The 13,128-nt window shown below is 69.1% G+C and carries 13 protein-coding genes; 5 read left to right on the top strand and 8 right to left on the bottom strand.

Going from position 1 to position 13,128, the window contains the following annotated elements:
• Both K2X24_RS20990 and K2X24_RS20985 read right to left on the bottom strand, forming a co-directional pair.
• On the bottom strand, positions 1-266 hold a 266-nt coding region (locus tag K2X24_RS20990; RefSeq protein ID WP_292500746.1), incomplete at its 3' end, for a DoxX family membrane protein.
• A gap of 79 nt (positions 267-345) precedes the next feature.
• Positions 346-1,515, bottom strand: a complete 1,170-nt coding sequence (locus K2X24_RS20985) for a multidrug effflux MFS transporter (protein ID WP_292500747.1) — start codon at positions 1,513-1,515, stop codon at positions 346-348.
• 353 nt (positions 1,516-1,868) lie between these two features.
• On the opposite strand from K2X24_RS20985, the gene K2X24_RS20980 reads away from it, so the two are divergent.
• From K2X24_RS20980 to K2X24_RS20970, 3 genes are all read left to right on the top strand, one after another.
• Positions 1,869-3,269: a serine hydrolase gene (locus tag K2X24_RS20980; protein ID WP_292500745.1), complete on the top strand. Its 1,401-nt coding sequence runs from the start codon at positions 1,869-1,871 to the stop codon at positions 3,267-3,269.
• 234 nt (positions 3,270-3,503) lie between these two features.
• Positions 3,504-5,024: an aldehyde dehydrogenase gene (gene adh, locus K2X24_RS20975; protein WP_292500743.1), complete on the top strand. Its 1,521-nt coding sequence runs from the start codon at positions 3,504-3,506 to the stop codon at positions 5,022-5,024.
• Positions 5,025-5,149: 125 nt separating this feature from the next.
• Positions 5,150-5,575 (top strand): DUF779 domain-containing protein, encoded by a 426-nt coding sequence (locus K2X24_RS20970; RefSeq protein ID WP_238282928.1) that lies wholly within the window; start codon positions 5,150-5,152, stop codon positions 5,573-5,575.
• 12 nt (positions 5,576-5,587) lie between these two features.
• On the opposite strand, the gene K2X24_RS20965 is transcribed toward K2X24_RS20970, so the two are convergent.
• The 3 genes from K2X24_RS20965 to K2X24_RS20955 form a co-directional block, all read right to left on the bottom strand.
• Positions 5,588-6,304: an RlmE family RNA methyltransferase gene (locus tag K2X24_RS20965; RefSeq protein ID WP_238282927.1), complete on the bottom strand. Its 717-nt coding sequence runs from the start codon at positions 6,302-6,304 to the stop codon at positions 5,588-5,590.
• The gene (locus K2X24_RS20960) at positions 6,301-7,398 is read right to left on the bottom strand and encodes a Ppx/GppA phosphatase family protein (protein ID WP_306424604.1); all 1,098 of its coding nucleotides are present in this window, start codon (positions 7,396-7,398) and stop codon (positions 6,301-6,303) included. Before K2X24_RS20960 ends, K2X24_RS20965 begins: the two co-directional genes overlap by 4 nt.
• 158 nt (positions 7,399-7,556) lie before the next feature.
• Positions 7,557-8,027 (bottom strand): response regulator, encoded by a 471-nt coding sequence (locus K2X24_RS20955; protein ID WP_238282925.1) that lies wholly within the window; start codon positions 8,025-8,027, stop codon positions 7,557-7,559.
• A gap of 404 nt (positions 8,028-8,431) precedes the next feature.
• Here K2X24_RS20955 and K2X24_RS20950 point away from each other — a divergent pair, with 404 nt between their 5' ends.
• Together K2X24_RS20950 and K2X24_RS20945 are read left to right on the top strand one after the other, a co-directional pair.
• Positions 8,432-9,193 carry a cold-shock protein gene (locus K2X24_RS20950; protein ID WP_279578326.1) on the top strand — a complete coding sequence of 254 codons (762 nt, stop codon included), beginning with the start codon at positions 8,432-8,434 and terminating at the stop codon, positions 9,191-9,193.
• A 108-nt stretch (positions 9,194-9,301) separates the two neighbouring features.
• On the top strand, positions 9,302-9,568 hold the full coding sequence (locus K2X24_RS20945) for a hypothetical protein (RefSeq protein WP_292500738.1): 267 nt from the start codon (positions 9,302-9,304) through the stop codon (positions 9,566-9,568).
• 147 nt (positions 9,569-9,715) lie between these two features.
• Here K2X24_RS20945 and K2X24_RS20940 read toward each other — a convergent pair whose 3' ends face one another.
• From K2X24_RS20940 to fliI, 3 genes are all read right to left on the bottom strand, one after another.
• Entirely contained in the window at positions 9,716-10,765 is a 1,050-nt protein-coding gene (locus tag K2X24_RS20940) for a lysylphosphatidylglycerol synthase domain-containing protein (RefSeq protein WP_292500736.1), read from the bottom strand.
• Positions 10,766-10,916: 151 nt separating this feature from the next.
• Positions 10,917-11,324 (bottom strand): flagellar export protein FliJ, encoded by a 408-nt coding sequence (gene fliJ, locus K2X24_RS20935; RefSeq protein WP_238282921.1) that lies wholly within the window; start codon positions 11,322-11,324, stop codon positions 10,917-10,919.
• 91 nt (positions 11,325-11,415) lie between these two features.
• On the bottom strand, positions 11,416-12,771 hold the full coding sequence (gene fliI / locus K2X24_RS20930) for a flagellar protein export ATPase FliI (RefSeq protein WP_292500734.1): 1,356 nt from the start codon (positions 12,769-12,771) through the stop codon (positions 11,416-11,418).
• Between the last annotated feature and the right edge of the window lie 357 nt (positions 12,772-13,128).

The following is a 13,128-nucleotide window of genomic DNA, read 5'->3' as shown; positions in this document are numbered from 1 at the left end:
AGCAACACCGCCATCACGCCCGCGAAGGCGGCGAGCGCCAGGCCGCTGATGCGGGGCAGCACGCCGAGGATGAGGGCTATCGGGCCGAAGACCTGGACGATCACCGCCGCGGTGGCGACGGCGTTCGGCGACGGCAGGCCGGTGGCCGCGAGGGTGACGGCGAAGCCGGAGACGTTGAGGGCCCGGGCGATGCCGGTGGGCAGCAGCGCGGCGGCGAGCAGCAGCCGGGCGAAGAAGAGCAATCCGTCTTGGGCACGGCCGGTCACGTCTCAGGCTCCGTCTGGCATCTTGGAATGCCGAGCTTTGTCGGGACCGCCTGAAGACGGCGTTAAGGCCGCCGCGCCCTCAACCGGAGACGCCGCCCCGGAACAGGCGGCCACGCTCGGTCCAGGCCACCACCGCGAGGGCGAGGCCGCCGAGGAGCGCGTAGCCGATGCCGATGGGCAGCACCGAACCGTCGAAGGCGTGCCCGATCAGGAAGCCGCAGAACGCGCCGAGCATCGTGGTGTAGAAGCCCAGGAAGGACGAGGCGGTACCGGCGATTTCGCCGAGGGGCTGCAGCGCCATGGCGTTGAAGTTCGGCATCGCGAAGCTGATCAGGAACTGGTTGGCCGCGAGAATCGAGAGGAACAGGGCCAGCGGCGGCTGGCCGTGATAGGCGAGCCCCACCACCACCTGCCCCACCGCGACCACCACGAACAGGCTCAGGCCCGCGTGGGAAAGAGGCCGCATGCCGAGGCGCCGCACGAGGCGGGCATTCACCAATGTGGCGGCCCCCATGGCGCCGGCGACGAGCCCGAAGGCCAGGGGGAACAGGGCGCCGAGATGGTAAAGTCCGGTGTCGAAGACCTGCTGGGCCGACCCGACGTAACCCATGATGCAGCCGGTGAGCAGGCCGAGCGCGGTGGCGTAGCCCACCGCGACCCGGTTTCGGAAGGTGATCCCCACTGCCTGAGCCACGGCGCCGAGCGAGAAGGGACGCCGGTACTCGGGATGCAGGGTCTCGGGCATCCGCCAGGCGAACCAGAGCACCAGGATGCCGGCCAGCGCCAGCATCGAGACGAAGACGTAGACCCACGAGCCGAACAGCAGCATCGCGCCGCCGATTGCCGGCGCGATCATCGGCACGATGAGGAAAACCATCATGATGAGCGACATCACGCTCGCCATCTCGCGCCCGGCGAAGCGATCGCGCACGATCGCCGTCGACAGGACGCGTCCGCTCGCCGCGCCGATTCCCTGGATGACCCGCGCCGCCAGCAGCCAGCCGAAGGACGGCGCCACCATGGCGAGGCCGGTGCCGACGACGTAGATCGCCAGGCCAGAGAGCAGCACGGAGCGGCGCCCATAGGTGTCGGAGAGCGGGCCGTAGACGATCTGCGCCGCGCCGAAGCCTATCATGTAGACGTAGACCAGGAGCTGAAGGCTGTTCGGGTCGGCCACCCCGAACCGCGCCTGGATGGCGGGAAACGCCGGCAGCAGGTTGTCGATGGAGATGGCGGTCACCGCCATCATCAGCGCGACGATGCCGACGAATTCACCGAAGCCGGGCCCCTTCCAGGCCGGAACGGCGGCAGCCTGCGCCGGCGGCGCCGGGGCGCGCAGGGTCGTCACCGGGGTACTGCTCACCAGGGCCTGTCCTCGAGGAAGCGATGGGGCGTTCGGCGCCCTGGGGAAGAACGTTCTCCGGCCGGACTTGGTGCCCGGGCGGGGAGTGGGCAATCCGCCCGGCCGCATGGCAGCCGCGCGGGTTTGCCGGCCCGCTGCCGCCACATTTTCGGACAAGCGAATGTCCCCAGGATCGGGAAGCCCCGGTCCTCCGATACGGGGCATGGGGCCGCCGGGGCCTTCGCGAGGTGATGGGGACGATGCAGACACGGCGCGGCCTCCTCCTCGGAACCCTGGCGCTGTCCCTGGTGCGATCCGGGACCGCTGCGGCGGAGGCGGAGGACGACTTTGCCGCCCGGGCGGACGCCCTGGTCCAGCCCTATGCCCGCGCGGGCATCTTCTCAGGGGCGATCGCCGTCGTACGGGACGGGAGGGTGCTGTTCCGGCGGGCCTACGGCCTTGCGGACCGCGAATGGTCGCTCCCCAACACGCCCGAGACCCGCTTCCGGATCGCGTCGCTGACGAAACAGTTCACCGCCGCCGCGATCCTCAAGCTCGGGGAGGCGGGACGGCTCGACCTCGACGATCCGGCTGCCTGGCATGTGGCGGGCCTACCGGCGACCTGGACGCCCATAACCCTGCGGATGCTCCTCGATCACACCGCCGGCCTGCCCAACGTGACGGCGCTTCCCGATTACCCGACGGTGATCGCCCGGACCGCTCGCAGCGCCATGGAGGTCGTCGCCCGGCTCTACGGGGAGGATCTTCTGTTTCCGGCTGGCTCGGCCCAGGAATACAGCAATACCGGCTACATTCTGCTCGCGGCCATCATCGAGCGGATCACCGGCGAACCGTTCGCCGAGGCCCTGCGCAGTCTCGTGCTGGCGCCCGCCGGGCTGACCGCGACCGGCGACGCCGACCCCGACGCGATCGTGCCGCGCCGTGCAGCCGGGTACCAGCGCTCCGCTGGCGTATGGCGCAACGCGGTTCCGGTGGTCGCCGCCGCGGCGCTCGGCGCCGGCGGACTGGTCTCGACCATCGATGACCTCGCGGCCTGGGACCGGGCCCTCCTGTCCGGTCGCGTCCTCGCGCCGGAGTCCCTGGCCGCGATGTTCCGGGATCGCGGCCACGGCTACGGGCTCGGCTGGTATCTCGGCCGGGCCTACGGCCAGCGATTGTGGTCGCATGGCGGCTTCCTGAACGGATTCGCGGCGATCAAGGACACCTATCCGGATCTGGGTCTCACCATCGTGGTCCTCGGCAACACCGAGACCACGCCCGCACAGACCCTGGCGCGTCGGCTCGGTGCCCTCGCACTCGCCGCACCCGTGGAAACCGGAATCGTGGTGCCCGCCCCCGTCGTCGACCGCTACGCCGGTTACTACCGGGTCGGGCCCCGTGCGGTGGTGGCGCTGAGCCGGTCCGGCGACCGGCTGGTGGCCCAGGGTACCGGCCTCGCCCGCCTCGAACTGGTGCCGGAGAGCGACCGCGTGTTCGTCGCCGAGGACGGCGTCCGCATCGCCCTCGACATCGAGCCCGACGGCCGCTCCACCGGTCTCCTGTTCGACGCCCCGGGCGGTGCGCGCACGGGCCCGCGCATCGATGCCCGCACGGCCCGTCGCATCACCGCGCGACGCCTCGCCTGGCAGGTACCGCGCTGAAGGCGCCGGGTCGCCAAGCGCCCGAAACGGGTCTACGATCCCGCCAGCGCCGGAACGCCATTCCGGCGCGCACGACACGCGCCGCCCTGACGGGACGGAACGCTTCCGAACTTCGGGACTACCGCGACGCCGCCACGGTTCGAAGGCCGCGTTCGTTGGCCAAAAGTCCACCTTGATTCGAGCCCGCGTCTGGCTTTGTCTACGGCGCACAAGAACAACACTGGAGGATATGCGATGAACAAGCCTGAATTTCTCGACCAGGGTACCAAGGCGCCGTTCTCGGCCCGCTACGAGAACTTCATCGGTGGGCAGTGGGTCGCGCCGAGCGCCGGCCGCTACTTCGAGAACACCTCCCCCATCACCGGTCGGGTGATCTGCGAGGTCGCCCGATCGGACGCCGCCGACGTCGACAAGGCCCTCGACGCCGCCCATGCGGCGAAGGAGGCCTGGGGCCGCACGTCACCGGGCGAGCGCGCCCGCATCCTGAACAAGATCGCCGACCGGATGGAGGAGAACCTCGACCTGATCGCGCTCGCCGAGACCTGGGACAACGGCAAGCCGATCCGCGAGACGACCCACGCCGACATTCCGCTCGCCATCGACCACTTCCGCTACTTCGCCGGCTGTGTCCGCGCGCAGGAAGGCTCGATCTCCGAGATCGACCACGACACGGTGGCTTACCACTTCCACGAGCCCCTCGGCGTCGTCGGGCAGATCATTCCGTGGAACTTCCCCATCCTGATGGCGGTGTGGAAACTCGCGCCGGCGCTGGCCGCCGGCAACTGCATCGTGCTCAAGCCCGCCGAGCAGACCCCGGCCTCGATCCTGGTGGTGGCCGAACTCATCGCCGACCTGCTGCCCCCGGGCGTGCTCAACATCGTCAACGGCTTCGGCCTGGAATGCGGCAAGCCGCTCGCGTCCTCGCCCCGCATCGCCAAGATCGCCTTCACGGGCGAGACGACGACGGGCCGCCTGATCATGCAGTACGCCTCGCAGAACCTCATCCCGGTGACGCTCGAACTCGGCGGCAAGTCCCCGAACATCTTCTTCGCTGATGTCGCCAACGAGGACGACGACTTCTTCGACAAGGCGCTGGAGGGCTTCACGATGTTCGCCCTGAACCAGGGCGAGGTCTGCACCTGTCCGAGCCGGGCGCTCGTGCACGAGTCGATCTACGACCGCTTCATGGAGCGCGCCATCAAGCGCGTCGAGGCGATCACGCAGGGCTCCCCCCTCGATCCCGCCACCATGATCGGCGCCCAGGCCTCCTCGGAGCAGCTGGAGAAGATCCTCAGCTACGTCGACATCGGCCGCCAGGAAGGCGCCGAGTGCCTCACCGGCGGCGAGCGCAACGTGAAGGAGGGCGAGTTCGCCGAGGGCTTCTACATGAAGCCCACGGTGTTCAAGGGCCACAACAAGATGCGCATCTTCCAGGAGGAGATCTTCGGACCCGTCCTCTCGGTGACGACCTTCAAGGACGATGCCGACGCGCTCTCGATCGCCAACGACACCCTCTACGGCCTCGGGGCCGGTGTCTGGACCCGCGACGGCAACCGCGCCTACCGGTTCGGCCGCGCCATCCAGGCCGGCCGCGTCTGGACGAACTGCTACCACGCCTACCCGGCCCACGCGGCCTTCGGCGGGTACAAGCAGTCCGGCATCGGTCGCGAGAACCACAAGATGATGCTCGACCACTACCAGCAGACCAAGAACATGCTGGTGAGCTACTCCGCCAAGAAGCTCGGCTTCTTCTGAGCGTTCTGAGAGTCTGAAACCCGAGTGTCACTCGCCCCGGCCTCCAAGGCCGGGGCTTTTTTGTCTCCCGCCCTTTTTCGTCTTGCGCCCTATCTGTCGGGGCAGACCCGTACACGGAGAACGCCATGAGCGAGACCGCTTCCCTCGACCCCATCACCGCCGACCAGGCCGGCGTCGACGGCACGCCGCTGCGCGTCACCGCCACGCCGGCTGCCCTCGACCTCATCGCCGAGCTGCGTGCCGACCACGGTCCGGTGATGTTTCATCAGTCGGGGGGCTGCTGCGACGGCTCGTCGCCGATGTGCTACCCGCAGGGCGAGTTCCTGACCGGCGACAGCGACGTGCATCTCGGGACCGTGGACGGTGCCGATTTCTGGATCAGCCGGCCCCAGTTCGAGGTCTGGAAGCACACGCACCTCATCCTCGACGTGGTGCCGGGGCGCGGCGGCATGTTCTCGCTCGAGAACGGGCGCGACAAGCGCTTCCTGATCCGCTCGCGGCTCTTCACCGAGGCCGAGAACACGGCGCTTGCGGGCGCCTGCAAGCTCTGACGCGTTCCGGCGTTACTCGGCCTGCGGGCCGAGGGCGGCGCCGGCCGGGCCGCGGTAGCCGGAGGCCAGCACGTAGAGTTCGCTCGAATCGGCCCGGCTGGCATTCGGCTTGACGTGGCGGACGCTGGCGAAGTCCCGCTTCAGGTCGGCGAGCAGCGTGCCCTCGGTGCCGCCCTGGAAGACCTTGGCGAGGTAGGAGCCGCCGGGTGCCAGGATCTCCCGGGCGAATTCCGCCGCCGTCTCGGCCAGCCCGATGATGCGCAGGTGGTCGGTCTGCTTGTGGCCGGTGGTGTTGGCGGCCATGTCGGAGAGAACGAGGTCGGCCGGGCCGCCGAGGAGATCCGTGAGCAGCTTCGGGGCTTCGGGGGCCAGGAAGTCCAGGGTGATGAACTCGACGCCGGTCATCGGCTCGATCTCGAGAAGATCGATGCCGACGATGCGGCCCGAATCGCCCACGATCTTGGCCGCCACCTGTGACCAGCCCCCCGGCGCCGCGCCGAGGTCGACGATGCGCTGGCCGGGCTTCAGGAGCTTGAAGCGCTCGTCGATCTCGATGAGCTTGAAGGCCGCGCGGGAGCGGTAGCCCTCGCGCTTGGCCCTGGCCACGTAGGGATCGTTCAGCTGACGCTCGAGCCAGCGCTTCTGGGAGGCGGTTCGGCCGCGCCCCGTCTTGACCCGCTGCTTGAGTTCGCCGCGCAAACCCGCGCCGGCACCACGCCTGTCACTCACCGGTATCCCCCGCGGCGCCAGACGCCGTCCTCGCGCATCATGTTCATCAAGAGGCCCTCGCGCAGGCCGCGGTCGGCGATGCGTAGGCGGTCCGATGGAAAAGCCCGCCGGATCGCCTCCAAAATGGCGCAGCCCGCGAGCACGAGGTCGGCGCGGTCGCGGCCGATGCACGGGTTGTCCGCCCGCTGCTCCAGCCGGGTGTCGAGGAGATCGTCGATGGCGTCGCCCACTTCGGCATCGCTCATCCACAGGCCGTCGACCCGGCGGCGCTCGTAGCGGGCGAGCCGCAGGTGCATCGCCGCGAGCGTCGTCACCGTACCGGAGGTGCCGAGCAGGTGGAAGTGCCGGGCATTGGCCGCCGGCGCCGCCCGGATCGCGAACCGCGCCAGCAGATCGGCCACCTCCTCCACCATGCCCTCGAAGGTCAGGCGCGTGACGTCGCTGCCCCCGTGGCGCTCGGCCAGGGTGACGACGCCGACGGGCAGGGAATCCCAGGCCCGGATGCGCAGGGTCGGATCGGCGGACGGGTTCGTGGCCGCCCCGTCGAGCCAGGCGATCTCGGTGGAGCCGCCGCCGATGTCGAAGATCACCACCGATTCGGAATAGGGGTCGGCCAGCGCCGCGCAGCCGGTGACGGCGAGGTAGGCCTCGGTCTGCCGGTCGACGATCTCGAGGTCGAGGCCGACCTCTCCGCGCACCCGATCCACGAACTCGGCCCCGTTGACGGCAAGCCGGCAGGCCTCGGTGGCGATGATCTTGGCCCGCACGACACCCCGGGCCTGCATCTTGGCGCGGCAGACCCGCAGGGCCTCCACGGTCCGCTCGATGGCCGCCTCGCTCAAGCGGTCGGACGTGCCGAGCCCTTCGCCGAGGCGGACGATGCGGGAGAATGCGTCGATGACCCGGAAGCCGTTCGCGGCGGGCTCCGCCACGAGGAGCCGGCAATTGTTCGTGCCGAGGTCGAGGGCGGCGTAGGCGTTGCGCCGGTAGGGACGCCCGGTCGACCCGCGCGCGTCGGCGCGCGTGGCCGGAGCCGAAGGCGTGTGACCGCCGCTGAGGCGGGCCGGCATCGTCGCGGCGCTCTCTTCCCTCATCGGCCGAGCCGAAATCCTCGATCGTGGCCCCAGGCGGACAGCCGGACCATCATTCCCGCACGAAGCTACAGGTCTCCCTGGTAAACTGCAAAGGCTCGATCGGGTGTCGGGCACCGATACAGGCTTGTTTGGGGAGGATAAGCCGAATGGCGGCCGGCTCAGCCGAGTTTTCCCGACGCCGCCATGCGGGGCACGGGCCGGAGCAGGCTCTTGACCTGCGAGAACGGACGCGGGCGGTTGATCACCTCGTCGAGGCGCGACCACAGGGTCTTGGGCGAGAAGGGCTTCGCGATGATCTCGTTGACGCCCAGCGAGATCGCCCGGTCCACGACGTTCCGGCGCGGCTGCGCCAGCATGAGGATGATTGGCACCGTGGGCGAAGGCGACGTCGTGGGCGTGCGCGCCAGCCGGATGAATTCCTCGCCGGAGAGGATGGCGAGATCCCAGTCGATGATCGTCAGGTCGGGCTTGCTCTCGGCCAGCACGCCGAGCGCCTCGGCGCCGTCGGGAGCCTCGAGGACGCGCTTGATGCCGACGCGCATGAGCATGTCGCGGACGATACGGCGAATATACAGGCTCTCGTCGACGACGAGGGCCGAGAGGTCCGGAAAGCTCGGTGTGGCGATCATGCGGTCAGCGTCCGGCCGTGCGGCCGCCGGGGCGGGCCTGCCCCGGCCCGACCGTAAGCCACTGCACCTTTGCGCTTTCCTAATGCGACCCCACGGAATGATTCGGATCGCCAGGGACGCCATTGCGCACTTCACCCGAACGAATTTGCCCAAGCAGCGGGCAACGGGATGGCGGGCGCGGGGGTGCGATAAAAAGCTACGCACTTTGCCGCAGGAAAGTTACGGAACTCTGGCGAACCGCGCCGAAAGGTTCTTGCGATGAAGGCGGGTTTCAGTCAGGACTAAGGCGTTATTCTTGGTCACCGCTGCTGGGAGTAATGATAGTGCGGAGCGTGGGCTGTCTGGGACGGCGCGCACGCGGTTATCGAAACTGATGGTCGGCGGACGGTTTTTGCGAGCTTTCTATGGGACGTGGTCGTGATTTTCGGGGGCCGCAGAAGCGCGGCTTCGATGAGGGTGGAGCCGAGCCGCGTTGGCCGGATCAGGCTCCTCCGAGCGGCGGTGGCTACGGCGGTGGTTTCGGCGGTGGCGGTGGTTTCGACCGCGGCCCGTCGCGTGCCGCTGCGGCCCCTTCGGGACCGGAGCGCGATGCGACGGTCAAGTGGTTCAACAAGGAGAAGGGCTTCGGTTTCGTCGAGCTGGCTGACGGTTCGGGCGATGCCTTCCTCCACATCCGCGCCGTCGAAGCCGCCGGCCATGCCGACCTCCTCCCCGGCACGCGCCTGACGGTCCATACAGCCCAGGGCCAGAAGGGTCCGCAGGTGACCGACGTCACCAGCGTGGACACCTCCACGGCAGAAGCCGCCCCCATGCGCGATGCGCGCCCTCCCCGCAGCGGTGGCTTCGGCGGCGGTGACCGCTTCGGCGGCGGCGGTGGTGGCGGATATGGCGGCGGTTACGGCGACCGCGGCGGCGATCGTGGCGGCGGCGGTGGTCGCTTCGCCAGCGGTCCCTCCACCGAGATGACCGGTACCGTGAAGTGGTACGATCCGGCCAAGGGCTTCGGCTTCGTCTCTGTCAACGATGGCGGCAAGGACGTGTTCGTGCACCGCTCCGCGCTCTCCCGGGCCGGCCTCGACTCCCTGGCCGAGGGCCAGCAGGTCGTGCTCGGCGTCGTCGAGGGCCAGAAGGGCCGCGAGGCCCAGAGCATCAACGTCGACGATTGATCGATCCCGGATGGCCGCGCTGCGGCCACCTTCGATGGCTCTAGAAGGACGGCGGCTCACGAGGCCGCCGCTTCCTTTCGTGGACCCCTTGCAGCGCCGGAGGTATGGATGCCGATCGCCCTGATCGCCTGTGCGGCCCTGGTTTGGCTGGCGCGTCCCGCCTCGGCCGAGGATTTCACAGGGTTCTATGCCGGCGTGAATGCCGGCTACGCATTTCAGCCCGGCGAGCGCAGACAGCGCGGCATCGGTACGGCTGCGCTGAAGACCAACGACACTCCGACGGATACCGGCCTGCCGCCGAGCGCCCAGCAAGCTTCGCGCGCCTTGCAGTCCCGCTCCCAGGCGCTGGGTTCGGGCACCGCCCTGCCCCGCTGATCTTCTGAGATCGTCGCATTCGGGTTCGACCGATCGCCGGGACGCCGCCAACGCGCCATGGAAACGAAACGGGCTTGCGGCCGATCCCCTGGGGAACCGGCCGCAAGCCCGCTTCGTGCGTCGACTTGAGGTCGGGGAAGGGTTCGCTCAGACCGGCTTCTTCTCCATGCGGCGCTCGATGGCGTGCGCGTCGAGGCCCGGCACGGTGAGCGGTGCCTCGGGGGTCGCGGGGTCGTGCGGCTTGTTCTTGAGGGCGGAGGCCAGGCGGTTGCGCTCGTAGAGGAGCACGACCACCACGGAAATCAGGAACGGCAGCCAGAAGTAGAACAACCGGAACACGAGCAGCGCGGCGATGACCGAGGGCCGGGCGATATCGGGCATCGCCACGACGAAGACGAGCTCGAACACGCCGAGGCCGCCGGGAGCGTTGGAGACGAGGGCCGCCGAGAACGAGGCGAGGAAGACCGCGAGCACGACGAGGAAGCCCGGGTTTCCGGCCTCCGGCAGGGCGAAGTAGATGATGCCGGCGGCACCCAGCAGTTCCAGGGGGGCGGCGATGAGCTGGCGGCCCATGATGCGCGGGCGCGGATATTCGAGCTTGAACGAGCGGATCGTCAGCGGCTTCAGGTGCAGCAGAGAACCGGCGACGTAGAGGGCCACGAAGCCGAGGAGGCCGGCGCCGAGGATGCGGGCGGTCTTGGGGTCCGTGAGGATCGCCGGCAGGTAGCCGTTCAGGCGGGTCAGGGTATCGGGCAGGACGGTCAGCACGAAGCCGCCGAGCAGGATCGTGCCGAGGCCGAAGGTGAAGGAGCAGAGCGCCACAAGCACCGCGACCTGGGCCGCCGAGAGGCCCTTGGCCGTGTAGGCGCGGTAGCGCACCACGGCGCCCGAGAACACCGAGGCGCCGATGTTGTGCGAGAGGGCGTAGGTGGTGAAGGAGCAGACCGAGACGAAGAACCACCCGATGTGGCGCACCCCGAGATGCAGGAGTGCGATCCGGTCGTACCAGGCGAGCGCGGCGTAGGCGACGAGGGTCGAGAGCGCGGCAAGGAGGAAGCGATGCGGCGGGATCGCCGCGAAGCTACCCTTGATCTCCGCCATCGAGATGCCGGCGAGTTCCTTGTAGAGGAGGTAGCCCGAGCCGATCACGGCGGCGAGGCCGATGATCGGCCAGATGAAATCGCTGATCTTCTTCATGGTGGTGTCGACGAGCCCCTTACCCTTCGGGCCCTCCCTGCACCACGATGCCCTGCACCGCAAGCGCGCGACCGGCCCCGCCGGACCGCCTCATCCCACGGGATCATGACGGTTTCGTGCCGGCCTCCCCCGAGGCCGGTCCGAAGGGAATTCAGGCGCGGATGCGGGACAGGCCGATGCCGTCCATGGCGGCCTGATCACGAGCCGCTTCCGCCGCCCGCTCGGCGGTCCGCTCGCGGTCGTCGAGAATCTCGATCTTCTTCAGGTCCTCGAAGGCCTCGCCGAGTTCGGCCTTGGCCTCGGCGAGCTGGCCTTCCAGGGCGGCAGCCGACTGGCGCATGTTGTCCCGGCGCGTGGCAGCGGCGCGGGCATAGGTCGGGTAGGCGAAATGCGCCGGGTCGGAGATGCCGGCGCGGCTCTCCTCATGGGCGACCTCGCGGTCGAGCTCCATCGCCATGCGGGTGAAATCCGCCTTCATCATCTCGATCTGCGTCACGCGTCGACGCTTCTCGTCGACCTGGAAGCGTCGCAGCCGGATCAACGTGTCACGGGATTTCATGGACGGTCTCACTCCACGCAACGCACGGCTTGCCGGAGCGCCTTGCTGGCGCACCGGACCGACTTCGATCCGCCGCTCCGGGGCGACTGCCCTACGGTGCGCCAACGATCTCTGCCAGGCGAAGGTAACCCTCGCCGATCGAAGTTGCTTCTTCCTTACCCTGACCCAGAAAAGCCTCCATTTCGGGCATGAGGGCGACCGCCTCGTCGACCTCCGCAGAGGCCCCGGCGCGGTAAGCGCCCAATCGGATCAGTTCCTCCATGTCGGCATAGGTCGAGAGCAGGCGCCGAGCCCGCCGGACAGTCGGCAGGTGAGTCGGATCGCAGGCGCGCGGCATGGTGCGCGAGACGGAGCGCAGCACGTTGATGGCCGGGTAGCGCCCGCGCTCCGCGATGCCACGCTCCATCACGATGTGACCGTCGAGGATGCCGCGCACGGCATCGGCCACGGGCTCGTTGTGGTCGTCGCCCTCCACCAGCACGGTGAAGAGGCCCGAGATCGCCCCCTGCCCCGTGCCGGGGCCCGCCCGCTCCAGGAGGCGCGGCAACTCGCTGAACACGGTCGGGGTGTAGCCCTTCGCGGTGGGCGGTTCCCCGGCCGCGAGGCCGATGTCGCGCTGGGCCATCGCGAAGCGCGTGATCGAATCGATCATGCAGAGCACCTGCGCGCCCTGATCGCGAAAGTACTCCGCCACCGCCAGGGTCACGTAGGCGGCGTTGCGGCGCATCAGGGCCGGCTCGTCGGAGGTGGCGACGATGACGACCGAGCGGGCGAGGCCCGCGGGGCCGAGGTCGTCCTGGAGGAATTCCTGCACCTCGCGGCCGCGCTCGCCCACGAGGCCGATCACCGCCACGTCGGCGGCGGTGTAGCGCGCCAGCATCGACAGGAGGACGGATTTCCCGACGCCCGAGCCCGCGAAGATACCCATGCGCTGGCCCGCACACATGGTCAGGAAGGTGTTGATGCAGCGGATGCCGAGATCGAGAGGGGGGCCGACGCGCTTGCGCGCATGGGCGGGGGGCGGGTCTGAGCGCAGCGGATAGACCACGGGCCCCGGCGCGAGGGGACCGAGGCCGTCGATCGGCCGGCCGAGAGCGTCGATGGTCCGGCCCAGCCAGGCGGAGGACGGCCGGATGGCGCCCGCGGCCTCGTCGCGGACCATGGCCGGGCATCCGCGGCGTACCCCCTCCAGGGAGCCGAAGGGCATCGCCAGCGCCCGGTCGCCCTGGAAGCCGATGATCTCGCAGGGCACGGCGCCGAGGCCGTTCTCCACGGCGATGTCGAGGCGGCCGCCCAGGCGCATGGCCGCCACGGGCCCCGCCACCTCAACGAGGAGCCCCCGAATGGCGACGACGCGCCCGAAGGTCTCCAGCACCTGCACGTCGGCCATGGCTGCCCGCGCGCCAGCCAGGCGCAAGCGAGCGACGCTAGGGTCGCGTTCGGTCATCGGCGACTCTCTCAACCATTCGTTTACCTCCCTCCTTAACACTGTGTGCATCGGGCTTGTAGCAGGCCGCCGGCTCCGGCCGGGATCCGAGAAATCTTTGTCCGGGGCCACGACATTCCGATGCCGTGGCGCCGGGGAGACAGCACACGAGAAGTGTTTACGGGCGAGGGACTTGAGGGGACATGCGGACGGTCCGCGTCCAGCCGGCAAACGGTCTTACGAGAACAGACCGTCAACGGCGAGAAGCGTGGCCGGAAATCGGGTCCAATTGCGTGCTTGCATCCGTGAATCAGGTTTTGTTAACGATTAACGAATAGCGTTTCACGTCAATGACGAGGGAGCGTCCGCCACGGGCCG

It is taken from the genome of Methylobacterium sp. (assembly GCF_019750675.1).
Lineage (GTDB): Bacteria > Pseudomonadota > Alphaproteobacteria > Rhizobiales > Beijerinckiaceae > Methylobacterium.
The sequence above is the reverse complement of the archived record's forward strand: the minus strand, read 5'-3'. Positions and strand labels throughout refer to the sequence as shown.